The sequence below is a fragment of the Bradyrhizobium sp. UFLA05-89 genome, from assembly GCF_059803475.1.
Window position 1 is genome coordinate 18,513 of record NZ_JBANBA010000014.1, and the last position, 23,109, is coordinate 41,621.

Consider the following 23,109-nt stretch of genomic DNA (forward strand, 5'->3'; position numbering starts at 1 on the left):
CGACCGACACCTTCGCGTGTGACCACGGCTGACGGCAGGTCTCCTGGCTCGCGGGTCGTTACCTCTCCGTCGCCTTCCCGGGACCGAGATGCCCAGTGGCAAATGACGTGAGGTTCACCGCTTACAGTTGCGGGGGCAGCCGCGGCATAAGGGTACTCCCCGCACCGCATTCCCTATTAATCCCCGAAGGGAGCCGTCGCAACAACCGTAAGGTTTCGGGTTTGGCCCCGTCAAACGAGTTCGCGACGATGGTCTACGGTTCGTTGCACAGTGTGATCGAAATACATCACTGGATGTAATGGCGAGGCGGAATTTAGTGCCGGCTAATCCGATCCGCGTCGCGCCATTGCGTGATCTGATCGGCGCGCGACGACAACTCGCGAATTGCCTCTGGAGGATAAAGAAAAAGTCCGACCTGCTTCCTGCCTTGGCTGAAATAGGCCCTGCCGCTCGTTGGGACACGACCGTCCTTTGACCAGCGGCGAAGCTCCGCGCCGGAGACTGAGAGAATTTCTTCGACCATCTTCGCAGTCAGCGGCTCGATCCTCAGCCGCTCAAGCTTCTGCTCGGCGACCTCGCACACATCCAGGATTGAGCGCTCGGCAACGTCAGGACATTCGATGACGATGCCCGATCTCACGTGCTTCACGACGCACTTTACCTCGTCGCGAAACGTCGATTTGACCAGCCGAATTGCCTGGTTTGCCTTCTGGATGCTGCCGGCCGTCAAGCGCACCGAAGGATAGAAGCCGACCATATGCACCGCGGCTTCAGACGTATCGAGATAGCGAAAATGAACAGCTTCGTCTTGCATTCGTCTCAGGGCTTGGACGCGGCATAAGGTGAAAAGAGCGACTGTCGCTCGTCGACCATCAGGGACCGGCCGACCGGTGGAAAAGCTCGCTGCGGACAACTGATACGTTCGCACACCTTGCATCCCATGCCAATGGGGACCGCTGACGCAGGATCGTGAATGTCCAAGCCCCTGGAGTAAACGAGCTCGCCAGCGTGCCTGACGTCGCACCCGAGCGCCACGGCGAAAGTCTTGCTGAGGGATTCATAACCGCCGCTCCTGTGGGACACGGTTCGCGCGATCCAAAGATAGGCCCGTTCGTCCGGCATCCGGGCAAATTGAGTCACGATACGGTCGGGAGAGGCAAACGCCTCATAGACATTCCAGAGCGGACAGGTGCCGCCAATCCGGGAGAAATGGAAATCGGTGGCGGATTGGCGTTTCGAAATGTTGCCGGCACGGTCGACGCGAATGAAGAAGAACGGAACGCCGCGCGACGAAGGTCTTTGCAACGTGCTGAGGCGATGACAGATGGTTTCAAAGCCGACGCCGAATGCCTCGCCCAGGAGATCGATGTCGTAGCGACGCACCTTGGCTTCGGCAAGAAATCGCTCGTAAGGCATGAGCAGCGCGCCGGCAAAGTAGTTGGCAAGGCCGATGCGGGCAAGCCCGCGCGTCTCCTGATTGGCGAAGCCTGCGCTCTCGACCAACGTCTTCAACTCTTGTTCGAGGCCGAGCATGGCGATCTGAGTTGCGAGCTGGAACGCACGTTGTCCAGGTTCGAGCCTGCGCGAAAGATGCAGTGTCCGGCTCTGCGGATCGAAACGGCGCTGGACATCGTCTGTCGCATCGCCGGTCACAACCGAAACGTCGAACCTCTTTCGCAGATGATCGCTAAGGGTGGACGGCGTTACGGTTGCCGAGGGCGCGAGTTCCTCGGCCATTAGCTCAGCAGCTTCATCAAGTTCGGCTATGTAGTTGTGACGCGCATAGAAGAAATCGCGAACCTCTTCGTAAGGCGTCGAAGGCAGGATCGCTGTTTCGGCCTGCCGGTCCTCACCGAGCAGCGCGGCGAGCGCCGCAGTCTGCTCGATCGCCTGCCGGTACCGGCGATTGATGCCGACAAGCGCCCGCCCGAGCGCCGGCATGTTGACGGCAAGCTCTCGCAGTTCGGCGGCAGACAACGTGTCGCCGATCTCCGGATCCGACAAGGCTTCTCGTAAATCGGCAATGAGCCGCGCCTCGTCATCCTCCGAGAACAACTGAACGTCGACGCCGAATGCAGCGTTGAGCTTGAGCAGCACGGCGATCGTGAGCGGCCGCTGGTTGTTCTCCAGCTGGTTGAGATAGCTCAGCGAAATTCCGATCGCCGAGGCGAGCGCCTGCTGCGTCAACCTGCGCTCCTCGCGCAGGCGTTTCAGGCGCACGCCCATGAATGCCTTCTTCATATGGCGCCCTCCCCGGACTTCGCAAACTTTGCAAATTCACAGCCTTTGCTTCGCAAAGCTTCACCTTTTCAGTACTGTACGCGATCGCCGCTCTTGCAGATATTGCGAATAGCAAGACCAAGTTGCAAGGGTCATCGGATATCCGTCGATGCAGGCCGCTCTCGAATCCATCGCCAGCCGGAACGAGCCCACCCGGTTCGTCGAGGTGATCTTCCCGAGCAGGCCAATCATTACGGCACGCTGTTCGGCGGCAATGCCTTGAGCCTGATGGGCAAGGCCGCCTTCGTTGCGGCGACGCGCCGAGCCCGCTGTGCCGTCGTGATGGCGACGTCGGACAAGGTGCAATTCCACGCGCCGGTCCGTGTCGGCGAGCTCGTCGAGTTGACCGCCCAGGTCGAGCGCGTCGGCCGCTCATCAATGACCGTCTCCGTGGAAGTGGTCGCGGAGACGCTTGGCACAGGCGCTCGCCGGGTCGCCATGCAAGGCTCGTTCGAGATGGTTGCGGTCGACACATCCGGCCGGCCGACGCCCGTGGCTCCGCTTCCTTCAAACCAAGTCTAGGGATATCCAATCGTGAAATCGCATAACGTCCGCACCTACAAGTCCTCCGAGCATCTGGCGCGGGCCGATCAACTCGCCTGGAAGATCGCCGAGGTCGCTTCCGATCCGGTCGCCGTCGAGCCCGCGGTGATCGAGATGATCGGAAACCGGATCATCGACAACGCCGCCGTGGCCGCCGCTTCGGTTGCGCGCCGTCCCGTGGCGAGCGCACGTGCACAGGCAGTTACTCATCCGTTCAAGCCCGGCGCAACGGTGTTCGGACTCGCACCGTCGCGGCGCATCTCGCCGGAATGGGCGGCCTGGGCCAATGGCGTTGCCGTGCGCGAGCTCGATTTCCACGACACGTTCCTGGCTGCCGACTACTCCCATCCCGGCGACAACATTCCGCCGATCCTTGCGGTCGCACAGCATTGCGGCCTCGACGGCGCCGCGCTGATCCGCGGCCTTGCGACCGGCTACGAGATCCAGGTCAATCTGGTGAAGGGCATCTGCCTGCACGAGCACAAGATCGACCACATCGCCCATCTCGGCCCCTCCGCAGCGGCCGGCATCGGCACTGCGTTGGGCCTGCCGATCGAGACGACCTACCAGGCTGTGCAGCAGGCGCTCCACGTCACCACCACGACGCGCCAGTCACGCAAGGGCGAAATCTCGAGCTGGAAGGCCTATGCACCGGCCTTCGCCGGCAAGTTGGCGATTGAGGCCGTCGACCGCGTCATGCGCGGCGAAGGCGCGCCCTCGCCCGCCTGGGAGGGCGAAGACGGTTTTATCGCGTGGCTGCTGTCGGGGCCGAAGGCGCAATACACGGTACCACTGCCCGAAAAGGGTGAGCCGAAGCGCGCCATTCTCGACACCTACACCAAGGAACACTCTGCGGAGTATCAGAGCCAGGCGCTGATCGATCTTGCGCGGCGCATGGGTCCGAAGATCGGCGATCTCACCAAGATCGAGAGCATCGTGATCCACACCAGCCATCATACGCATTACGTGATCGGTACCGGCGCCAACGATCCGCAGAAGATGGATCCGAAGGCCAGCCGCGAGACGCTGGACCATTCGATCATGTACATCTTCGCCGTCGCCCTCGAAGACGGCGGCTGGCATCACCAGAAGTCCTATGCGCCCGAACGTGCTAATCGGCCCGAGACGGTCGCCTTGTGGCACAAGATCTCGACGATCGAGGACCCGCAATGGACCCAGCGCTATCACAGCCATGATCCCAAGCAGAAGGCGTTCGGCGGCCGCGTGGTCGTGACGTTGAAGGGCGGCTCGATTGTCAGCGACGAACTGGCCGTAGCCGACGCCCACCCGCTCGGCGCCCGTCCTTTTGCCCGGCCGCAATATGTCACGAAGTTCCGCAGTCTCGCCGATGGCGTCATCGCACCGCAGGAGCAGGAGCGCTTCCTTGGCCTCGTCGAGCGCCTGCCGGAGCTGAAAGCAGTCGACCTCGTCGGACTCACGTTCACCGTCGATGCCTCGCAACTCGGCCCGAAAGGATCGAGCGGCATCTTCGACTGGTCCGGCTGCTAGCGCCCTCAACACAGCTCTCACGCAATTTCGGGGATTGCCATCATGACGAATGAAGCTCCTTCAAAGCCGACGCCCAAGAAGTCGGTCGCACTATCAGGCATCGTCGCCGGCAACACGGCGCTCTGCACCGTCGGCCGTACCGGCAACGATTTGCATTATCGCGGCTATGACATTCTCGACGTCGCGGAAACCTGCGAGTTCGAGGAGATCGCCTATCTTCTCGTGCACGGCAGCCTGCCGACGCCGGCCGAGCTCGCCGCCTACAAAGCCAAGCTGAAGGGCTTGCGCGGTCTGCCCAATGCCGTGCGAGCGACGCTAGAGGCGCTGCCGGCCGCGGCGCATCCGATGGACGTCATGCGCAGCGGCGTCTCGACGCTGGGCTGCGTGCTGCCGGAGGCCTCCGATCACAATCATCCGGGCGCGCGCGACATTGCCGATCGCCTGATGGCTTCGCTCGGCTCGATGCTGCTCTACTGGCACCATTTCGCTCAGAACGGCCGCCGCGTTGACGTCGAGACCGACGACCAGACCATCGGCGGTCACTTCCTGCACCTTCTGCACGGGCGCAAGCCGTCGGACTCCCATGTCCGCGCCATGCACACCTCGCTCAATCTCTACGCGGAGCACGAATTCAACGCGTCCACCTTCACGGCGCGTTCGATCGCCGGCACTGGCGCAGACATGTACTCCGCCATCACCGGCGCCATCGGTGCGCTGCGCGGACCCAAGCACGGCGGCGCCAACGAGGTCGCCTTTGAGGTGCAGAAGCGCTATGCCGACGTCGAGGAAGCCGATGCCGACATCCGCCGGCGGATTGCGGCCAAGGAGGTCGTCATCGGATTCGGCCACCCCGTCTACACGATCGCCGATCCGCGCAACAAGGTGATCAAGGAGGTCGCCCGCCGCCTGTCGCGCGATGCAGGCGCAATGAAGATGTTCGAGATCGCGAACCGGATCGAGGCGGTGATGGCCGAGACCAAGAAGATGTTCGCCAATCTCGACTGGTTCAGCGCCGTCTCCTACCACATGATGGGCGTGCCGACCGCGATGTTCACGCCGCTGTTCGTGATCGCCCGCACGTCTGGATGGGCCGCCCATATCATCGAGCAGCGCATCGACAACAAGATCATCCGTCCCTCCGCCAACTATGTCGGTCCGGAGAATTTGACTTTCGTGCCGCTCGACCAGCGCAGCGGCCTGCGCCCGTCGGTTCGTGCCGCCTGAAGGATCAGAGATGCCGTATCTCATCGCCGCCGATCTACCTCGTGAATCCGCCGGCAACCGCTTTCGCGCATTGTTGAAGCAGCCCGGCATCCTGAAGCTGCCGGGCGCCCATAACGGCATGGCGGCGCTCCAGGCCAGAGCCGCCGGGTTCGAGGGGCTTTATCTGTCGGGCGCAGCCATGACGGCGTCGATGGGACTGCCGGATCTCGGCATCATCACCGTGGATGAAGTTGCCTTCTTCATCCGGCAAATCGCCCGCGCATCGTGCCTGCCTTTGCTCGTCGACGCCGACACCGGCTACGGCGAGGCATTGAATGTCATGCACGCAACCCGCGTGTTCGAGGACGCCGGTGCCGGCGCACTTCATCTCGAAGACCAGATCCTGCCGAAGAAATGCGGCCATCTGAACGACAAGAAGATCGCCGACGCGCATGACATGGCGGCCAAGGTCGCGGCTGCATCGAAAGCGCGCCGCGATCTCGTGATCATCGCCCGGACCGATGCGGCCGCAAGCGAAGGTCTCGACGGAGCGGTCGCCCGCGCAAAGCTCTACATGGAGGCAGGCGCAGACGCGATCTTCCCGGAAGCGCTTAATACAGCCGACATGTTTCGCACTTTCGCCCAACGCATGCCCGGCGTGCCGCTCCTCGCCAACATGACGGAATTTGGAAAGACTCCATTTTTCACGGCCGCTGAGTTCGAAGCCATGGGCTACGCAATGGTGATCTGGCCCGTTTCGTCGTTGCGAATGGCCAACAAGGCCCAGGCAGACCTCTATGCCGCAATTTCGCGTGATGGCGGCACGCATAAGGTCGTTGACCGCATGCAGACGCGTGCGGAACTCTATGCGACAATTGGATTACAAGTCTACGAAGCTCTCGATTCATCGATCGTCCAAACGATCGTTCCAGCCGGTATGCCACAGCGGAAGTGATCTTCGAGAGGTTGACGTCACCCCTCTCTTGCAGATAATCGAAGCCGTCGAGGTTCTCCGGGTCCCGCTTGATCCGGAGCTAAGAGGGAAGCCGGTGCGCTCCTGGTTCACTTGAACCGAAGCAATGCCGGCGCTGCCCCCGCAACTGTAAGCGGTGAGCCCGCATCCATCAGTGTCACTGAAGCGAAAGCTTCGGGAAGGCCGGATGCAGGCGATGACCCGCGAGCCAGGAGACCTGCCCCGACAACATAATCGTCCACGGGCGGGGTGTCCCGGTGGTGCGCCAAGCAGCTGCCGCTTCTGCGCGGCACTCCTGCCAGCGTCCGCCATGGCCTTTTGCCCCCACCACAATGGGGTTAAAGCTATGACTTCTCTTTCACTTCCAATTGCAACGCTCGGCGCGCCCCGTATCGGGCCGCGCCGCGAACTCAAACTCGCGCTCGAAGGCTTCTGGGCCGGCAAGATCAGCGAGCAACAGCTTCTTGATACCGCGGCCGGGCTTCGTGCCGCCAACTGGGCGCGCCAGAAATCGCTCGGTGCCACGATCGTTCCTTCGAACGACTTCTCGCTCTACGACCAGGTGCTCGATACCAGCGTGATGGTCGGCGCCATTCCGGAGGCTTACGGCTGGACCGGCGGTGCCGTCTCGCTCAAGACCTACTTCGCGATGGCGCGCGGCTCGCAAGGCGATGGTCACGACGCGAGCTGCGGCCACGCCCATCACGGTCATGGCGCAACCGCGCAGGAGATGACCAAGTGGTTCGACACCAACTACCACTACATGGTTCCCGAATTTCGTAAGGGCCAGACATTCAAACTCTCGTCTCGCAAGGCGATCGAGGAGTATGACGAGGCAAAAGCACTCGGCTATCAGACACGCCCGGTGCTGGTCGGTCCCGTTACTTTCCTGAAGCTCGGCAAAAGCCATGACGCCGGCTTCGATCCGGTTTCGCTGCTCGACGGCCTCGTGCCCGTTTATGTCGAGGTTCTCAAGGAATTGGCCCAGCGTGGCGCCGATTGGGTCCAGATCGACGAGCCCTGCCTGGTGCTTGATCTCGACGACGCGGCGCGAAACGCACTCCAGCGCGCCTATGCGCAGTTCGCAAAGGAAGTCCCTGGCATCAAGATCATGCTCGCCACGTATTTCGGCGCGCTAGGCGACAATCTCGCGACCGCTTTGGCGTTGCCCGTCGCCGGTCTCCACGTCGATCTCGTCCGTGCACCTCAGCAACTGGCCCAGATCGAGGCGGGCGCCCGTGCCGATCTCGTGATCTCTCTCGGCGTCATCGACGGCCGCAACGTCTGGCGTTCCAACCTCTCGGCACTGGTCGATCGTTTCAAGCCCACCGTCGCAAAGTTCGGCAACGATCGTGTTCAGATCGCGCCCACCTGCTCGCTCCTGCACACGCCAATCGATCTCGAGCTCGAGACCGATCTCGATCCGGACGTGAAGAGTTGGCTCGCCTTCTCGGTCCAGAAGATCGCCGAGCTTGCGACCGTGGCGAAGGCGCTGGCCGGCGACAAGAGTGTCGCGGATGCCCTTGCCGCATCCGACCTTGCGGCAACCGCACGCAAGACGTCACCGAAGATCCACGATGCGAGCGTTGCCAAGCGGATGGCTGCGATCGACGATGCCATGCGTCGTCGCACCAGCGCTTTCGAGAGCCGTGCGGCCGTTCAGCGCAAGCGCTTCGAACTGCCCGCCTTCCCGACCACCACGATCGGTTCGTTCCCACAAACCGCTGACGTCCGCAACGCCCGTGCAGCGCACGCGAAGGGCAAGCTAACCGATGCGCAGTACGAGCAGTTCCTCCGTGAGGAAACCGCCCGCACCGTGCGCTGGCAGGAAGAGATCGGTCTCGACGTGCTCGTGCACGGCGAATTCGAGCGCAACGACATGGTGCAGTATTTCGGCGAGCAGCTCTCCGGCTTCGTGTTCACCAAATACGGCTGGGTGCAGTCCTACGGCTCCCGCTACGTCCGTCCGCCGATCCTGTTCGGGGACGTCTCGCGGCCGAAGCCGATGACGGTCGAATGGTGGCGTTATTCGCAGTCGCTGACCAAGAAGCCGATGAAGGCGATGCTCACGGGGCCGGTGACGATCCTGAACTGGTCGTTCGTCCGTGACGATATGCCACGCAGCGAAGCCTGCCGTCAGATCGCGCTCGCGATCCGCGACGAGGTGACGGACCTCGAAAAGGCCGGCGCAACGATGATCCAGATTGACGAAGCCGCCCTGCGCGAGGGCCTGCCGCTCCGCCATTCCGAGTGGAAGACCTATCTCGATTGGGCGGTGGAGAGCTTCCGCATCTGTTCGACGGGCGTCGCCGATGCCACGCAGATCCACACTCATATGTGCTACTCGGAGTTCAACGCCATTATCGACGCGATTGCGGCGATGGACGCCGACGTTATCTCGATCGAGACGTCGCGTTCGAAGATGGAGCTGCTCGATGCGTTCACCGGATTCAAATACCCGAACGACATCGGCCCCGGCGTCTACGACATCCACTCGCCGCGCGTCCCCGAAACCAGCGAGATGAAGGATCTCATGACGCTGGCCCGGAAGCGGCTGTCGGACTCGCAGCTCTGGATCAATCCGGACTGCGGCCTGAAGACGCGCAAATGGGAGGAAGTTCGCCCAGCGCTCGCCAACATGGTTGCGGCGGCGCGCGAGCTGCGCAAGGCATCCTGATGCCGGCCTGAGTTCGATCGTTTAGGCCCTCTCCAAGGAGACTTGCGATGCGCTTCTGGATCAAATGTACCGGCTTCGACAGCGGCAAGCCGTATCACGTCAACTTCTCGCTGGTCGGCGGAATGTGGCGTGACGGCGACAAGACGATCCTGGAGTTCGTCGGCAGCGGCGCCCAGACGATCGAGGTTCGCGAGACGCCTGAGGACATCCTCGCCATCCACCTTGGCACATCGGAGGCCGGGAAAGCGTGAATGTCATGACGAACGACGCCGGCACTCACGCAAGTCAGGTGCTGGCCGATTTGAGGAAGGTTGGCGCGCATCCGGATCACTGGTATGCGGTCGCCTGGTCGCACGAGGTCCAACCCGAACGCGCGTTCGCCTCGTCTTTTGCGGGCGAACCGATCGTCATCGTCCGCACGAAGACCAGCGAGCTCTTTGCGTTGGAGGATCGTTGCGCCCACCGGCAGGTGCCTCTGTCAAAGGGCGTCGTGAAGGATTGCCATCTACATTGCTGCTATCACGGCTGGAGCTACGACTCCTCGGGCCGCTGTGTCGATGTGCCGTATCTCGGCAAGGAGAAGCATCCGAACGGCGTCAAGTCCTACCCCTGCTGCGAACGCGATGGTGTCGTGTTGGTGTGGCCAGGCAACGTGCCAGCTGCAACGCCACCCTCAACGCTCGGGGCCGCGGCGGACCGGGGCTACAAGACCCGCCGCTTCGGCCAGATCGTCAATTGCCATTACACCTTCATGCACGAGAACCTGATGGACATGAACCATCAGTTCTTGCATCGGCGAACGACGGGGAAAGTCGGACCGCGCTATCTCGGCAAGCGATCAGGCGATGGTTGGATGGAGCTCGACTACAGCTTTCGGCGTCCCGGTGAACGGGCCCCCCTTGGGGAGGGCCTGATCATCGGCAGCCTACGTCCTGCCTCTACGGCTCCGCGCGACCTTATGACGATTCGGACCGACTACCCGCACCAATCGTTGCGTCTTTGGACCTCGGGGGAGGCCCCGGTGCTGAATGTCTGGCTGGGTTACACACCAATCGATGCGGAACAACGGAAGAACCGGACGTTCATCGTACTGTCCGTTCGGCGACCAAAAATCCCGGGGCTACTGGAGATGGTCTGGCCGTTGTTGGCCAAATTCACTGATCGTGTGTTCGACGAAGATCGTGAAATTGTCGAGATGGAGCAGGCCGCTTATGAAGCGCAAGGTGGTGATCGGAATCAGGAAGTCTTTCCAGCCATTCGCGACCTACGAGAATTGCTTGCCCGCCGTGGTTTGCGCAGCTGCGGTCGTTGCGACTAACGAATCTAATTGACCGCCGCCTTTGCTCCTAACTCTCTAACGTATGCTGGAATGGCCATGGTCGCATGGTTCATTTGGAGCTGTTCCACGGCATCGTTTCATTGCATTAGACGTCGCTGGCGGTCAGAACTTGAATGATGTCTCGATCTCGTACGTGCGGCGCGCCCCCAAGAAAATCTGGTCCGGATAGAACGGATCGCTCCATGTTGCATAAACTTTGTCGGTCACGTTCCGCACCCGAAAAGTCACGCGCGTGTTGTCGAAGGTCGGAAAGCGCGCCGACTTCGGAATGTCAACGAAGGCAAATATGTCGGCCGTGGTATAGGCCAGCATGGTCACGGTGTTGGCGTCTGTGGTGTAACGATCACCGACATGACGGACCGAGAACCCTGCTTCAACCGGCAGCCAGCCGGGATTGAGGAAGCGGTAGGAGGCGCCGCCATTCACGACCAGCGCGGGAATATTCGGCGGCGTGTTGCCGGAATAGGTGCCCCCGGTGAAATCAAAATCCGCATAGCGGGCGTTAACGTAGGCGACGTTCCCCCAAAGCTTCAGTTCCGGGACTGGGCGCGCGGCGGCGGCGAACTCGACGCCCTGGGATTTGACCCTACCGGCGATGCCGACGGTCTGACCGCCCTGAGCCGTATAGACATTGTTGCGCTCGATATCGAAGGCGGAGAAAGTCCATTCGGCCCGGCCATCCCACAGGAGGTTCTTGACGCCGGTCTCGTAGCTGCGCGCATCCGTGAGCGTAAGCTTCTGTGTCGGGTTCAACAGAAAGATGCTGCCGGCCGACAGATCGCTTGCGGTCGCATATTGGCTGTAGAACATCAGCCCCGGGAGCGCTTCCCAGGTGTAACCGATCCGTCCTGTGACTGGGTCCCAGTTGGCCGAATAAGGAAAGCCGGCCTTGCTCGCGCCGAACACGTCGGTCGACGTGCGATCGAGCGTGAACGGATTGTAGCGCAGGCCACCTATCAAGGCGAAGGTCGGCGTCAGCTTCAGACGATCCTCGATGTTGAATGCGATGCTGTCGATCGTGGCGGTCTGGCGCTGTGTCGTCAGCAGCCCGTAATACCCCCGGGTGGGATCGACGAGCGCAACTTGATCATAGGGGAAGTTGGCTGCGGCTGGACGCGTGAAGTCGAGGTGATACGCTTCCACCCCTGTCACGAGCCTGTTCTCCATGCCGAAGAAGCGCGAGTTCCAGGTCAGGTCGGTGTTGTTGCCGACGGTATTCTGGTTGTGATGGACGAAGAAGCGCTCGCGGTCGATCGGATTAGCGGCCCGCGCAGGGTCGTTGTTGAACGCGCTCACCTCGCTGTTGTACCAGTCGCGGCTGGCATTGTACTCGTAGGTCTGGCTCCTCAGCGTCACGTCATTGTTGAGATTCCACTCAAAGCCACTGCGCGCCCAAAGCTCCTTGATGGTCTTGTGGTTGTCGAGCACGTTGTAATTCGTGCTCAGCGTCCGGCTATCGATCGTGACCGCACCGAGATTGGTGCCGTTGTAGTCCGACACCTTCGTGCCGGAGACGATCCCGCTCGTGGCATATGGACCGCTGTAGGCGATCGGGACCAGCGGCGTGCCCTCGTAGACATGAGCCTTGTAGTCCTTGTATTCGACCGCGCCGAACACCTTGAACGATTCCGAGAGCCTATAGTCGAGCTGACCCGAGACGTGGAGGTTCTGGGCATCGGTATCGTCGATAGATCCCTTGACGCCCGATTGACTGATGTCGAAGCGGTAATCCAGACCCTTGATATTGGTGCTTCCGCCAGATCCATAGCCGGTCCGGTAGCTGCCATAGGAGTCAAACCCGAAGAAAGCCTCGTTCTGGATCGGGCCGGTGGTCGGAGCCTTGGTCACGTAGTTGATGGAACCACCGACGGCCCCCTGCCCGGTCATCAGCGACGATGGTCCCTTCAAGAACTCGACACGGTCGAGATTGAACGTCTCGGCGGTCAAGAACGTGAAGCCGGTTGGACCGACATTGATCCCGTTATAGGTGATGTTGACCTGATTGCCCTGAAAGCCACGCATCGCGAAGGCGATGTCATTCGGCGCGTCGCCGGCGGTGACGCCGGTCGCACCTTTCACGGCGTCGATTGTCGTGTGATAGCCCTGCTCACGAATCGTATCGGCGCCAACCACTTCCACGCTCGCGGGCGTTTCGCGCGGCGTCAGGCCGAGCCGGCTTGCGCCTTGAGCCACGACATTCGTATTGAGCGGTGTCGCGGGAGCCCCTGGCTGCGCTCCCGTCTGCGAGACAGGCGGCGCTGCGACAATAGTCCGCGAACGCGCGCCCGTACGATTGGCTCGATTTGAGCGCGACGAATTCACCGTCTGCTGTCGTGCCGGTCGCGGCTTCGGCGCCTCTACCTGGACGGGGGGAAGTGTCGTGCCGGCCGGTTGGGCTGGCTTCTCTTGCGCGTTTGCGGCGGAAGTCACCGCAAGTGTCAGCACGAAACTCGAGAACGAAACCGAAGACAACAATCGACGCATACGCCGCCCCAAATCAGAGAGGCCCGCGAACGCGGACCTCACCACCACCCGCCTTGATTAACTTCCGTTAATGAGTATGATGTCAATCAAGAAACATCATACTCTTGATGCTGGCAAGATGAGTGTGTCCCGCGCGACACTAGTTCGTCGTGGGCAGCGACGATGTCTTGGGCAATAGTGTTCGCGGGGTAGGCAGTCGCGTTACAGAACGATGCTTGAAGCTGTAGAAGTCACAAAGCGATTTGGCTCGAATTGCGCGCTTGACGGCGTTTCACTGAGCGTATCTTCCGGCGATATTTATTGCCTGCTCGGCGCGAACGGCGCCGGCAAGACGACGTTGATCAATCTTTTTCTGAATTTTCTCGTACCGACGTCCGGCTCCTTGCGCATTGGCGAGTTCGACGTGACCCGTCAAGCGTTGGAGACAAAGCGTCTCCTTGCGTACATCCCAGAACAAGTGACGCTCTACGCTCCGCTCACGGGGGTGGAAAATCTCGCATTCTTCTCGTCGCTCGCAATCGGCGAACGCCTGCCGCGCGCGCGGCTGCTGGAGCTGCTGGCGGCCGCAGGCCTTCCAAGGGAGGCCGTCGACAAAAGGGTCGCCACCTACTCCAAGGGGATGCGGCAGAAGGTCGGGATTGCGATTGCGCTCGCCAAGAACGCAAAGGCTCTGCTGCTCGACGAGCCGACGTCGGGACTCGATCCCTCCGCGGCCAACGAGTTTTCCGAGTTGCTCGTCACGGCCAGCCGGAACGGCGTCGCCGTGCTGACGACGACGCACGATCTGTTTCACGCCAAGCAGACCGGCACGCGCATCGGCATCATGAAGCGGGGCCGTCTGGTCGAGGAACTCAAGAGCGAAGATGTCAGCCACGCCGATCTCGAGACGCTCTATCTCAAGCACATGAAGAGCTGACGTGTTCACCACCATCGCCGCAAAGGACCTGCGCGAATTGCTCCGCGACGGACGGCTGTTGTGGAGCGGCGCACTGCTGGTTGCCCTGATGTTGGTCGCGCTGGCGATCGGATGGAACCGGCAAGCGCAGGTCAACAGCGAGCGCGCAGCGGGCCAGGCCCTCGACTATGAAGCCTGGCTTCACCAGGGGCCACGGCACCCTCACGATGCTGCCGAACAAGGTATGCACGTGTTCAAGCCGGAGCCGCCGCTTGCCGCCTTCGATCCGGGCATCGAGCCATTCGTCGGCTCGACGGTCTGGCTGCAGGCGCATCGCCAGAGCGAGCTCAAGTTCAGGCCCGCACAGGACGCCACCGGCCTGCAGCGCTTCGGCGAATTGTCGCCTGCCTGGATCCTTCAGGCACTGTTGCCGCTTCTCGTCATCATTGTCGGATTCAACGCGGTGAGCGGCGAGCGCGAGCGCGGTACCCTGCGACAACTCCTGAGCATCGGCGTACCAACGCGAAGCCTGCTGCTAGGCAAGGCCGCTGCGCTAGCGAGTTGCATCGCCATCCTCGTCGTGCCGCCGGCGCTTGCATTTGCGGTATTTCTCGTGGCCCGGCTGCCGGCCGGAGAACGGCTCGATGTCCTCTACCGTATGGCATGGCTTGCGGCCGGTTATGGCGCCTATCTCGCCTTCTTCGTCTTCCTGACGCTGGCGGTGTCCGCGCTGGCCCGCTCCTCGCGAACTGCGCTCGTCCTGCTGCTCGGCTTCTGGGTGACGGCGACGCTAATCGTACCGCGAACGGCCTCGGAGGTTGCCAATCTGGTCTATCCAACGCCGTCGCGACTCGAGTTCACCGACCATTTGTCACACGACATGTCCGAGGCAGCCGACGAAGCATGGCACAACCATTTCGGCGTTCGCACGCAGTGGGACGCCGCGCTGCCACTGAGCAAATGGGGCGCAGCGCTGAAAGTCGACGACGAAGCCGGCTATGGCGTGCTCGATGCGACATTCGGCAGGCTGTGGGACACGTTCGAGCATCAGGAAAAGTTGCAACAATGGATCGGCATCGTTGCGCCCGTGATTGCGCTTCGCGACTTCTCCATGGGGCTTTCGGGTACCGATTTTTCCCAACATCGGGATTTCTCGACCGCGGCCGAGATGCAACGTCGCAAGATCCAGGACATCGTCAGCCAGGATCTGATCGACCACGCCGATCCACTTGGCAATGCGCATTTTACCTACAAGGCTCAGCCGGCGCTGTGGGCGACCGTGCCTCAATTCAAATACGACCTGCCGAAAGTGTCTTTCGCGCTGACCAATCACTGGCCGGCCTTTGCACTGCTCGCCCTTGCCGCATGCGCTGCGGCCATGTTTGCCGGCTATGGCATCTCTCGTCCCTTGATGCGATAGGCCGACGGAATGACCTCGCCTCAGTCTTCTCGCGCATCGACGCTGCTGCTCATTCTGCAGAACGAAGCTCGGATCCTTCTGCGCGATGGCACGCTGCCGCTGGTCTTCGTCGTGCTGACCTTCATGGTGGCCTGCGGATTTTTCGTCGGGCTTGAGCAAGCGTCGCTGCGCGAGCATATGATCGAGAACGTCGTCAAGCACGAGCAGGACACGCAGACGTCCAATCAGGAGACACTCCGGTCGGTCCTGAGCGGCAAGGAAGCGCTGGTCCCCTTCGACAATCCGGCCAACCCGGCAGCGCTCGCCGGATCACTGGCGGGCCGCCATACGACGCTGCCCAATGCGCCGCTTGCGGCGCTCTCCGTCGGCCAATCCGACTTGCTGCCGAACTACTACCGCATCACTTATCTCAGCAAAGTCCAGTTCATGTACGACACGGAGATCGAAAATCCGTGGAACCTGCTCAGTGGCCATTTCGACCTGTCGTTTGTCATCGTGTTCGTTTTGCCGCTGCTCGTGATCGCGCTTGGCTACAACATGCTGTCGGCCGAGCGCGAACACGGCACCCTGCGGATGCTCTGTTCGCAGCCCGTCTCGATCGCAGCAATCATCGCCGGGAAACTTCTGGTGCGCTACGTGGCCGTGCTGGTGATTGCGATACCGCTGCCGCTAATTGCGATTCTCACGCTTCGTCCCGACACACATGGCGAGGAGCAGATGTTCCTGATGTCGTCATGGGCCGCGCTGGTTGCGGGCTACGTGCTGTTCTGGTTCGCGCTCGCGTCCTTCGTGAACGTGGCCGGACTATCGTCGTCTGCCAACGCTTTGGTGATGGTGGCAGTGTGGACCGTGCTCGTGCTGATCGTGCCGGTGGTTCTGAACCTCGCCGTCAGCGTGATCAGCCCGGCCCCGTCCCGCACCGAGCTTGCCAGCCGGACGCGGGTCGTGACCGGAGATGCCTTGCGCGAATATGAGAATCTCTACAGCGCCGACTACCGTTACGCCTCGGATCCCGAGGCGATGAAGGTCAAGGATGGCCACATCGAGGTGCCGGCGCGCATGCGGGCTTTTTTCCTGGCCAAGGAGCGCGTCGATGAGCGGATCGAGCCCCTGCTCAAGCAATTCGACCAACAATTGCTGAAGCAACAGAAGCTGGTTGATGTCCTGGGCTTCCTCTCACCTGCCATCCTCGTCAACGAGGCGTTGAATGGCATTGCTGGCACGGACTCCCGGCGCTTTCTTGCCTTCAAGTCCGAAACCGAAGCGTTCCACAACTCGTGGCGCGCATATTTCGCACCTCGCATTCAAGATGACGTGGCGGTCACGTTGAATGACCTGAACGGGCTTCCCAAATGGCACTGGGCTGAGGCGCCGCCAAGCCGGGTCAATCGACGCGTCTGGTCCCGGATTGCGCTGCTTCTGGTGCTCGTAGCAGTTCTGGGCGCCGCGACCTTCGCTCGTTCGACCCGGGGCCAGGTCATCTAGAATCATCGAGAATTTCGGGTCCTTAGAGCGAAGTCTTGTCGGCTGGGGCTCTGTTCTTTGCAATCAGGTTCCGGGGGATGTTACATCTTCATTCCAGAGTGACCGTCCATCTTCATCTTTCCGCCCATAGCGTTGCCGCCAGTTAGCCCCTTAGCGCCAACGCCCTGAACGTCGAACGTAGCCTGGACCTTTCCGGCCTTCTCGAAATCCAGCGTCACGGGGAGTTTGTCGCCCTGCTTTAATGGACCCTTCGGATCCTCAAGCATGAGGTGGTAGCCTTCCGGCGCGAGCTTCACCGTTTTGCCGGCGCCAATCTCCGACGGCAGGATCGCTACGCCGGCCACGAAAACGCAAACGCGGCAAAGGTCATGCTGATCCGTCTTTGTCGGCGCCGATCCGTGATCCGCGCCTGGACCGGTGGCCTCGACGGCGTGACAAATAGGCCGGCCGTCCTGTCCACCGTTTGCCATTGCCGCCGACTGTGCAACCGCCGCAAACAATTGAAATGCGAAGAGGTAAGCGATCGCCCGCTTCTGTCGCAGTTTGCGGAACATGCCCAATTCAATCTCCCCAAACTGGGGTCTAGCATCTCGTTGCACCAAGGGGGAGTGCCAGTTCCCACTACCGGAGTAGCGAGACTGCGTGACGGAAACGGTCGCCAATTCCTACATCCTGTAGCGCACGCCGCCGTAGATCGAACGCCCGGTGCCCGGGTTGAAGAGCTCAGTGGTCGGATCGGCTCTCCCGACCGTAACCGTGCTCATATGTGGCGGGTGCTTAGCAGATTGCGGGTTTCAATGTATCCGGACCACCTCTTGCCTTTGTCGTAGCCCATCTTGAAGCTCAAGAGCGCGTCTCCCGTCACCGTGGAGTCTCCCCGGCAGAAATCACATCGGTCAGCGCAAGAGGAGGCTCGACTTGCCGGTCATAGGGGCGCACAGCCGCCGGCCTTAAACTCAATCGAGATATTTCCGCTGCGGAAAGCGTTCGCTGGACGGATCGCGCATCGCTGGGCAATATTCCAGGATAGCGAAGGACAGCTCTCTCGGCTTCGTCTGCCGAATTCGCGGCGACGGCAAAGAAAACAATGTCCGTTCTGTTGTTGACTTCAATCGTTGCAAGGACGATCCAAGCTGATGGCGCCAGTTGCGGAGGCGACGCGGAGCGTGCCTCGTCAGCCGCTTCCAGATCTCTTCCTTTTCGCCGAGTTTGCGACACTAGATTCCTAACCTCTCTTTGACCGTCTCCGCCTCTTTCCGCGCTGACGCAATGAGAGGTGCGCGGCGCTTGAGGATCTCCTCCGTCAGTGCCGTCCCAGCCGCTTCCGGACTACCGGCGGCGAAAGGTGGCTTTGGATCGTATTCGATCAGAAGCTGAATCCGCTTCGCGGTGTCCTCATTCGAGAGGCGCGCCGCGAGCGTCAGCCCAAAGTCGATCCCGGAGGTCACGCCACCGGCAGTGATGCGGTTGCGATCCTCGACGACCCGCTCGGCCTTGAGCGTGGCACCCATCAAGGGCAACAGGTCGCGCACGTACCAATGTGACGTGGCCTGATATCCCTTCAGCAGGCCCGCGGCGGCGAGAACCAGTGAGCCGGTACAAACGCTGGTCACATAGCGAGCACGAGCGCCTCGCGCGGAGAGGAAGCCGGTAACGTCCGGGTCCTTCATGCAGGCAATTGATCCCCCGAGACCGCCCGGGACAAACAGGACGTCCAGATCCATCGGGCAGGTCTCGAAGGTATCATTCGCGTGAAGAGCAATGCCGACATCGGTCATGACGGCACTGCTATCCTTCCAGACCAGCCGGATGTCGGCCTGAAGGATCGAAAAGACGGTCTGCGGCCCGACCAGATCCTGCAGGATCATGCCCGGATAGATCAGCATGCCGATTTTCGGCTTTGATGCTTCGGCTGGCTCGGCGGCAGATGCCGACTGAACGATCGAAGCGAGAAGAGGCAGCGCACCAAGCGCAATGTTGAAATCACGACGATTCATGACGCCCTCCAGTCACTTGCTTCCATGCTCGTGCTTTTGCTGATCCGCATCGCCATCCATCATGACCAGGCCTTCGAAGCGTGAGAACATCGCCGTCTTCTCCGGCGGCAGTTTGGCTTCGGCTTTCGTCATGTCGGTTTCGAGCTTCTCCGCGTCTGCGGCCGGCACACCAGCCTTCACCAATGCATCCTTCGACTTGATGCCGTCGCCGGCGCATAGGATGAGCGCCCAGGCGCCGTTGCGGCTGCGCAATAGTGCGCGGCCTCCCATCTCCCCTTGAGTCCAATCGGCAATGGCATGACTACCCGATACCAGGATTGGCTCGACCGAGAGCGTCGCTTGCGGTTTGTCGAACATGCCATGAAGAAGCTGACTAATGGATTCTTCGTCGGAGCCGATAGGCGCAGCGAAACAGGTGATCGAATGGATCGTCAGCGCGATCAGCACTGCCAACGTCGTTCTGAACATCTTCAAGTCCTCGGTTTGCCGTTTCACTCTCGCGCAAATTCGTCCGGAACATTCTACGGGCGTCAACCATCGCGATATCTGGAATAGGCGTCCCGTCCAATTCGCTCGGCCTGCTTGTTGAAGTCCACGAACATGTCGCGCATCATCTTGGTGATGTCGGGCGGGGCCTTTTCGGGCGTTCCGGCATCGTATGGCGGCTCGGGCGCGTACTGGGCCATCAGTTGGACGCACTCCGCATATTGACGATCGCGCAGCTGGCCCACCAACGACAGGCCGAAGTCGATCCCGGCCGTGACGCCTCCGGCAGTAATTCGGTTGCGGTCACGAACGATCCGGGCTTCGGTCGCATTTGCTCCGAACAGCGGCAGCAGCGGCACCGCCGCCCAATGCGAAGTCGCCTTGTAGCCGGTCAGAAGTCCCGCAGCCCCGAGCAGCAATGAGCCCGTGCAGACCGACGTGACGAACCTTGCGCGCGATCCTCGGTTCTTCAGGAAGCGAAGTGTGGCGTCATCCTGCATGGCCGCAAGCGTACCGGATGCGCCGCCGGGAACGCAGATGATATCGAGATCCCCTGGACATTCGTCGAAGGTCGCGCTGGGCTGGAACTGCAGACCGGTATCGCTCTTCACGATGTCGCGGGTCTTTCCGACTATGTGGGTTGTCGCACCCAGAAGGCCGGTCAGCATGGCGTGCGCGCCGACCATGTCGAGCGCGGTAAACTCGGAATAGATAAGGAACGCGATCTGCTCCTTCCCAAACCAGTTCGCCGGCATCTGCGATATGTCATGACCGGCCGGCATATCCGGCGCGACCTCGGCGGCGGGCGCCGCCCGCAGGCTCGCCGCGGCAAGGCCCGCGGCAGATGCGAGAAGCAGATCTCGTTTCGATATCATTCGTCCACTCCCGTGACTTCGATGCGACAACGCTATCAGTACCGATAGGCAAGCGTACCGTAGAAAGCGCGCCCGTCGCCGGGGGCCACCTGCCCGCCGAACCAAAGGAAGGGCACGAAGTATTTCTCGCCCGTCAGATTCTTGACGTTGAACGACGCCCTCCAGTGCTCGGACTCGTAGGCAATCTTGGCGTCGACCGTGAAGTAGCCGGGCGTCTTGTAGAGATTGAGATTGTCGACGTACTGCGAGGACGCTACGTAAACGCCAGCGCCGGCGCTCCAGCCTCTAAGAGCGGGCCAGTCGAGCGTGTAGTTCACCCAGACCCGGCCCGAATCTTCCGGGACCATGGGCACTTTGTTCCCCTGCGGCGTCCCCGTATTCGAGTCGGAGAACACGACATTCGTGTGCCCGTAGCTCGCCAGCACCTTCCAGTTCTTGGTGGGCTGCCAAATCAGGTCGGCCTCGCAGCCTTTCGATTCCTGCGCGGACAGAGCCCCGATACCGACGCCAATCGTCACCGGCACGTTTTGCCGCTGGATGTCGAACGCCGCGACAGTACCCGTCAATTGATCGTTGATATTGAACTTGAATCCCCCCTCGACCTGCTTCGATGTCTCGGGCGCGATGTTGGTGTTCAAAGCCTGCGTGAACGGTTGGGCCTGCATCCCCTCGCTGTAGCTGCCGTACACCGATAGTCCGGGAATGAGATCGAGAACCGCTCCGAACCTGGGCAGCGCCTTGGTTGTGTCAGTGCCGAATTGGGTCGGCGAAAACACGCCCGTGCTGAACGGGAAGTTCTCGAGATAGTCGATGTTGATGCTCGCGTATCTCACGCCAGCAAGGATGTGAAGACGATCGTAGATGGTGGATTGCAGCTGGGTATATGCGCCTTTAGTCACGTAGGCACTGTTGAAGTCGAAAAACGGGAAGAAGAAGGCTGCCGATGCAGCGGTGGGATCCGTATATGGCGTCGGAAAGACAGGATTGTTGACCAGATCGACCGGCGGAATGCCCAAATCCGTATTCATGTGACCGCGATCCGTGACATGGCTGTAGTCGGCACCGGTGAGCCAAACGTTGTTTGTTGGCCCCAACCTGAACCGCGCCTCCAGATTGGGATTGACGGAGATCTCCTGCTGCTTCTGGGCAAGGTCGACATTCAACAGGCTCCAGGTCGTTGGACCGACATCCGGCGCGGCGGTTTGCGTCGTTTGGCTCCTCTGATCGAAGCTCTGGTCAGCCCAGCGTGCCTTGATGTTGAAGGACCAGATGGCATCGAACCTGTGGTCGAACGTTGCCGTCACGCTTTTGACTTCGCTATAGCTCTTCGGAATGTTCGAGGGGCCGATATAAAGATCGGGATTGAGGCGGAAGCTTCCAGCGATCGTACCAACCGCAGGCAGGCCTTGGTAAGCTTGCTGCTCGAGCCGCGAGACGCGGCCCTGGATCGTCAATGTCGTGTCTTCCTTATTCGTCAGCGTCAGCGTTGGATTGAAAGAGTAGCGATCCTGATGCACGACGTCGACAAAAGTATCGTTCGTCGTATAGGCGCCGGTGAACCGGAATAGCACCGTCTTGTCGGTTGACAGCGGTTGGTTGACGTCGAAATACGGCTGTACGTAATTGTTCGTTCCAAACGTCAAGCCCGTTTCAAGGCTCGCCTTGTCGGTCGGCAGCTTCGAGACGACATTGATGGCACCTCCGAGCGGACTGCCTGCTCCGCCGCCATAGAGGATCGCGTTCGGCCCCTTCAGTACCTCGATCCGCTCGACGTTCACGAGCGAATCCCGGTCGCCGGCGTTGTACATGACGTTCATGCCATCGAGATATTGCTGGGCAGAGAACCCGCGAATGTTGGTTAGGCCCGTCGGCCCTGTGGTGCCGATACTGAGAGTATTTGTCCCTTGCACGTTGGAGACATTCTGAATGGCCTCGGTGACCGTGACATTGTTTTGATCCGTCATGACGCTTCTGGGGATCACCTGGATCGACTGCGGGACCTGCTCGATTGGCGTCGCCGTCTTGGTCGCGGAGAACGCCGATAGCGCCCGATAGCCATCGACAGGCCCCGCGGTCGTCACGGTGGTGCCCGGCGGCAGCTTGAGATCCGGCAAATCGAGCGCGGGATTGTACGTTCCGAGAGCGGTTGCGGGCGGCTTGACCGCTGCCACAGGCTCCGCCGGCGCCCACTTCGCGCTTGTGCGCTTTCTGCCGGACTTATTTCCTGCCGTGGGCTTCGCGGGGCGGGTTTGGTTCGGTGCCAGGACGGTCACGCCGGGCAATTGTGTGGATTGGGCACGAGCAACGTCGGAAGCCGCAAACAGCAGCTGGATCGCGACGATACTCGCGCTCCCCAAAGCGCGAGAACGAAACATCAGAAACTCTCAGACTCGGGCGCAATCGCCCGCCAATGGTCGACAACATCACCGGTGGCGGCCGAGTGGCCGCACCGATCTGGCGATTTTGGAAAAGTCAGGAGTTCGAAGGGGGAGCGCGGGCCTGGGCGTGTCCGCCACCGCGAGAGTTCTGCAGTTCTTGCGCGACATCGCGCCAGACCACCGGCAACGAGGACCGATAGGGCACGACAACCGCGATCTTGGGGGTGTCCAGCGATGCGCCGGCGTGAACCAGGCAGCACAGCGCGCAGGCGCCCGCGTGAGCGCGATGGTCGGCCTGGTCGGATTGGTTGTCGGCCTCCCCGTCCGTCGCGTGGCAGATGACATTGCCGCCAAACGCGGCCAGGGGATCGGACAGGCTGGAAGCGGTCGCCCATGCCACCCCGATCGGCGCAATGATTTGCATCATCAACGCCAGCAAGAAGGCCGGAAGATAGATTTGCAGCCGTCGCCGCACTGGAAGTCACCCCGTTACAACGTCTTAAATAATCATGTGACTCAGCGAGAGTCGATCGCGCCTCGTCCTACTTGCCAAGAAGCGAAGTCG

The 23,109-nt window shown here is 61.2% G+C and carries 19 protein-coding genes and 2 riboswitches; of the genes, 10 read left to right on the forward strand and 9 right to left on the reverse strand.

The genetic code is table 11. The features are described from left to right. Positions 1-16: 16 nt before the first annotated feature. Positions 17-213: riboswitch (cobalamin riboswitch) on the reverse strand. Positions 214-313: 100 nt separating this feature from the next. Then, entirely contained in the window at positions 314-913 is a 600-nt protein-coding gene (locus SO139_RS10075) for a hypothetical protein (RefSeq protein WP_498540017.1), read from the reverse strand. After that, positions 820-2,241, reverse strand: a complete 1,422-nt coding sequence (locus SO139_RS10080; protein ID WP_498539978.1) for a short-chain fatty acyl-CoA regulator family protein — start codon at positions 2,239-2,241, stop codon at positions 820-822. Before SO139_RS10080 ends, SO139_RS10075 begins: the two co-directional genes overlap by 94 nt. Before the next feature lie 267 nt (positions 2,242-2,508). Here SO139_RS10080 and SO139_RS10085 point away from each other — a divergent pair, with 267 nt between their 5' ends. From SO139_RS10085 to SO139_RS10115, 7 genes are all read left to right on the forward strand, one after another. Next, positions 2,509-2,802: an acyl-CoA thioesterase gene (locus tag SO139_RS10085; protein ID WP_498540016.1), complete on the forward strand. Its 294-nt coding sequence runs from the start codon at positions 2,509-2,511 to the stop codon at positions 2,800-2,802. 12 nt (positions 2,803-2,814) lie between these two features. Continuing rightward, complete coding sequence (locus SO139_RS10090; protein WP_498539979.1) at positions 2,815-4,332, forward strand: MmgE/PrpD family protein; 1,518 nt, start codon at positions 2,815-2,817, stop codon at positions 4,330-4,332. A 42-nt stretch (positions 4,333-4,374) separates the two neighbouring features. Further along, positions 4,375-5,556 carry a bifunctional 2-methylcitrate synthase/citrate synthase gene (prpC, locus tag SO139_RS10095; RefSeq protein WP_498539980.1) on the forward strand — a complete coding sequence of 394 codons (1,182 nt, stop codon included), beginning with the start codon at positions 4,375-4,377 and terminating at the stop codon, positions 5,554-5,556. A gap of 10 nt (positions 5,557-5,566) precedes the next feature. Beyond that, on the forward strand, positions 5,567-6,490 hold the full coding sequence (prpB, locus tag SO139_RS10100; RefSeq protein ID WP_498539981.1) for a methylisocitrate lyase: 924 nt from the start codon (positions 5,567-5,569) through the stop codon (positions 6,488-6,490). A 33-nt stretch (positions 6,491-6,523) separates the two neighbouring features. After that, positions 6,524-6,747: riboswitch (cobalamin riboswitch) on the forward strand. A gap of 107 nt (positions 6,748-6,854) precedes the next feature. Continuing rightward, positions 6,855-9,185, forward strand: a complete 2,331-nt coding sequence (metE, locus tag SO139_RS10105; protein ID WP_498539982.1) for a 5-methyltetrahydropteroyltriglutamate--homocysteine S-methyltransferase — start codon at positions 6,855-6,857, stop codon at positions 9,183-9,185. A 47-nt stretch (positions 9,186-9,232) separates the two neighbouring features. Then, positions 9,233-9,436: a hypothetical protein gene (locus tag SO139_RS10110; RefSeq protein ID WP_498539983.1), complete on the forward strand. Its 204-nt coding sequence runs from the start codon at positions 9,233-9,235 to the stop codon at positions 9,434-9,436. A gap of 5 nt (positions 9,437-9,441) precedes the next feature. Further along, the gene (locus SO139_RS10115; RefSeq protein ID WP_498539984.1) at positions 9,442-10,503 is read left to right on the forward strand and encodes a Rieske 2Fe-2S domain-containing protein; all 1,062 of its coding nucleotides are present in this window, start codon (positions 9,442-9,444) and stop codon (positions 10,501-10,503) included. A gap of 123 nt (positions 10,504-10,626) precedes the next feature. On the opposite strand, the gene SO139_RS10120 is transcribed toward SO139_RS10115, so the two are convergent. Then, on the reverse strand, positions 10,627-13,008 hold the full coding sequence (locus tag SO139_RS10120) for a TonB-dependent receptor (protein ID WP_498539985.1): 2,382 nt from the start codon (positions 13,006-13,008) through the stop codon (positions 10,627-10,629). Between the two features lie 211 nt (positions 13,009-13,219). Here SO139_RS10120 and SO139_RS10125 point away from each other — a divergent pair, with 211 nt between their 5' ends. From SO139_RS10125 to SO139_RS10135, 3 genes are read left to right on the forward strand one after another with little or no spacing between them, the layout of a single operon-like run. Then, positions 13,220-13,924: an ABC transporter ATP-binding protein gene (locus SO139_RS10125; protein WP_498539986.1), complete on the forward strand. Its 705-nt coding sequence runs from the start codon at positions 13,220-13,222 to the stop codon at positions 13,922-13,924. Between the two features lies 1 nt (position 13,925). Next, positions 13,926-15,323, forward strand: coding sequence for an ABC transporter permease subunit (locus SO139_RS10130; protein ID WP_498539987.1), 1,398 nt, complete (start codon positions 13,926-13,928; stop codon positions 15,321-15,323). A gap of 9 nt (positions 15,324-15,332) precedes the next feature. Further along, positions 15,333-16,808, forward strand: a complete 1,476-nt coding sequence (locus SO139_RS10135) for a DUF3526 domain-containing protein (RefSeq protein ID WP_498539988.1) — start codon at positions 15,333-15,335, stop codon at positions 16,806-16,808. 80 nt (positions 16,809-16,888) lie between these two features. On the opposite strand, the gene SO139_RS10140 is transcribed toward SO139_RS10135, so the two are convergent. From SO139_RS10140 to SO139_RS10165, 6 genes are all read right to left on the reverse strand, one after another. Then, positions 16,889-17,362 (reverse strand): copper chaperone PCu(A)C, encoded by a 474-nt coding sequence (locus SO139_RS10140; RefSeq protein ID WP_498539989.1) that lies wholly within the window; start codon positions 17,360-17,362, stop codon positions 16,889-16,891. A gap of 663 nt (positions 17,363-18,025) precedes the next feature. Beyond that, positions 18,026-18,805, reverse strand: coding sequence for a DJ-1/PfpI family protein (locus SO139_RS10145; RefSeq protein WP_498539990.1), 780 nt, complete (start codon positions 18,803-18,805; stop codon positions 18,026-18,028). 12 nt (positions 18,806-18,817) lie between these two features. Then, complete coding sequence (locus SO139_RS10150) at positions 18,818-19,273, reverse strand: copper uptake system-associated protein (protein WP_498539991.1); 456 nt, start codon at positions 19,271-19,273, stop codon at positions 18,818-18,820. A 62-nt stretch (positions 19,274-19,335) separates the two neighbouring features. Further along, positions 19,336-20,166 (reverse strand): DJ-1/PfpI family protein, encoded by an 831-nt coding sequence (locus tag SO139_RS10155; protein ID WP_498539992.1) that lies wholly within the window; start codon positions 20,164-20,166, stop codon positions 19,336-19,338. Positions 20,167-20,201: 35 nt separating this feature from the next. Next, positions 20,202-22,337, reverse strand: a complete 2,136-nt coding sequence (locus SO139_RS10160; RefSeq protein WP_498539993.1) for a TonB-dependent siderophore receptor — start codon at positions 22,335-22,337, stop codon at positions 20,202-20,204. Between the two features lie 301 nt (positions 22,338-22,638). Next, positions 22,639-23,019 carry a DUF2946 domain-containing protein gene (locus tag SO139_RS10165; protein ID WP_498539994.1) on the reverse strand — a complete coding sequence of 127 codons (381 nt, stop codon included), beginning with the start codon at positions 23,017-23,019 and terminating at the stop codon, positions 22,639-22,641. Positions 23,020-23,109 lie beyond the last annotated feature (90 nt).

Bases quoted from the DNA above. Each gene is read 5' to 3' on its own strand.
- SO139_RS10080 (WP_498539978.1), bottom strand. From the start codon at position 2,241: ATGAAGAAGGCATTCATGGGCGTGCGCCTGAAACGCCTGCGCGAGGAG.
- SO139_RS10085 (WP_498540016.1), top strand. From the start codon at position 2,509: ATGGGCAAGGCCGCCTTCGTTGCGGCGACGCGCCGAGCCCGCTGTGCC.
- prpC (WP_498539980.1), top strand. From the start codon at position 4,375: ATGACGAATGAAGCTCCTTCAAAGCCGACGCCCAAGAAGTCGGTCGCA.
- prpB (WP_498539981.1), top strand. From the start codon at position 5,567: ATGCCGTATCTCATCGCCGCCGATCTACCTCGTGAATCCGCCGGCAAC.
- metE (WP_498539982.1), top strand. From the start codon at position 6,855: ATGACTTCTCTTTCACTTCCAATTGCAACGCTCGGCGCGCCCCGTATC.
- SO139_RS10110 (WP_498539983.1), top strand. From the start codon at position 9,233: ATGCGCTTCTGGATCAAATGTACCGGCTTCGACAGCGGCAAGCCGTAT.
- SO139_RS10115 (WP_498539984.1), top strand. From the start codon at position 9,442: ATGACGAACGACGCCGGCACTCACGCAAGTCAGGTGCTGGCCGATTTG.
- SO139_RS10120 (WP_498539985.1), bottom strand. From the start codon at position 13,008: ATGCGTCGATTGTTGTCTTCGGTTTCGTTCTCGAGTTTCGTGCTGACA.
- SO139_RS10125 (WP_498539986.1), top strand. From the start codon at position 13,220: ATGCTTGAAGCTGTAGAAGTCACAAAGCGATTTGGCTCGAATTGCGCG.
- SO139_RS10135 (WP_498539988.1), top strand. From the start codon at position 15,333: ATGACCTCGCCTCAGTCTTCTCGCGCATCGACGCTGCTGCTCATTCTG.
- SO139_RS10140 (WP_498539989.1), bottom strand. From the start codon at position 17,362: ATGTTCCGCAAACTGCGACAGAAGCGGGCGATCGCTTACCTCTTCGCA.
- SO139_RS10145 (WP_498539990.1), bottom strand. From the start codon at position 18,805: ATGAATCGTCGTGATTTCAACATTGCGCTTGGTGCGCTGCCTCTTCTC.
- SO139_RS10150 (WP_498539991.1), bottom strand. From the start codon at position 19,273: ATGTTCAGAACGACGTTGGCAGTGCTGATCGCGCTGACGATCCATTCG.
- SO139_RS10155 (WP_498539992.1), bottom strand. From the start codon at position 20,166: ATGATATCGAAACGAGATCTGCTTCTCGCATCTGCCGCGGGCCTTGCC.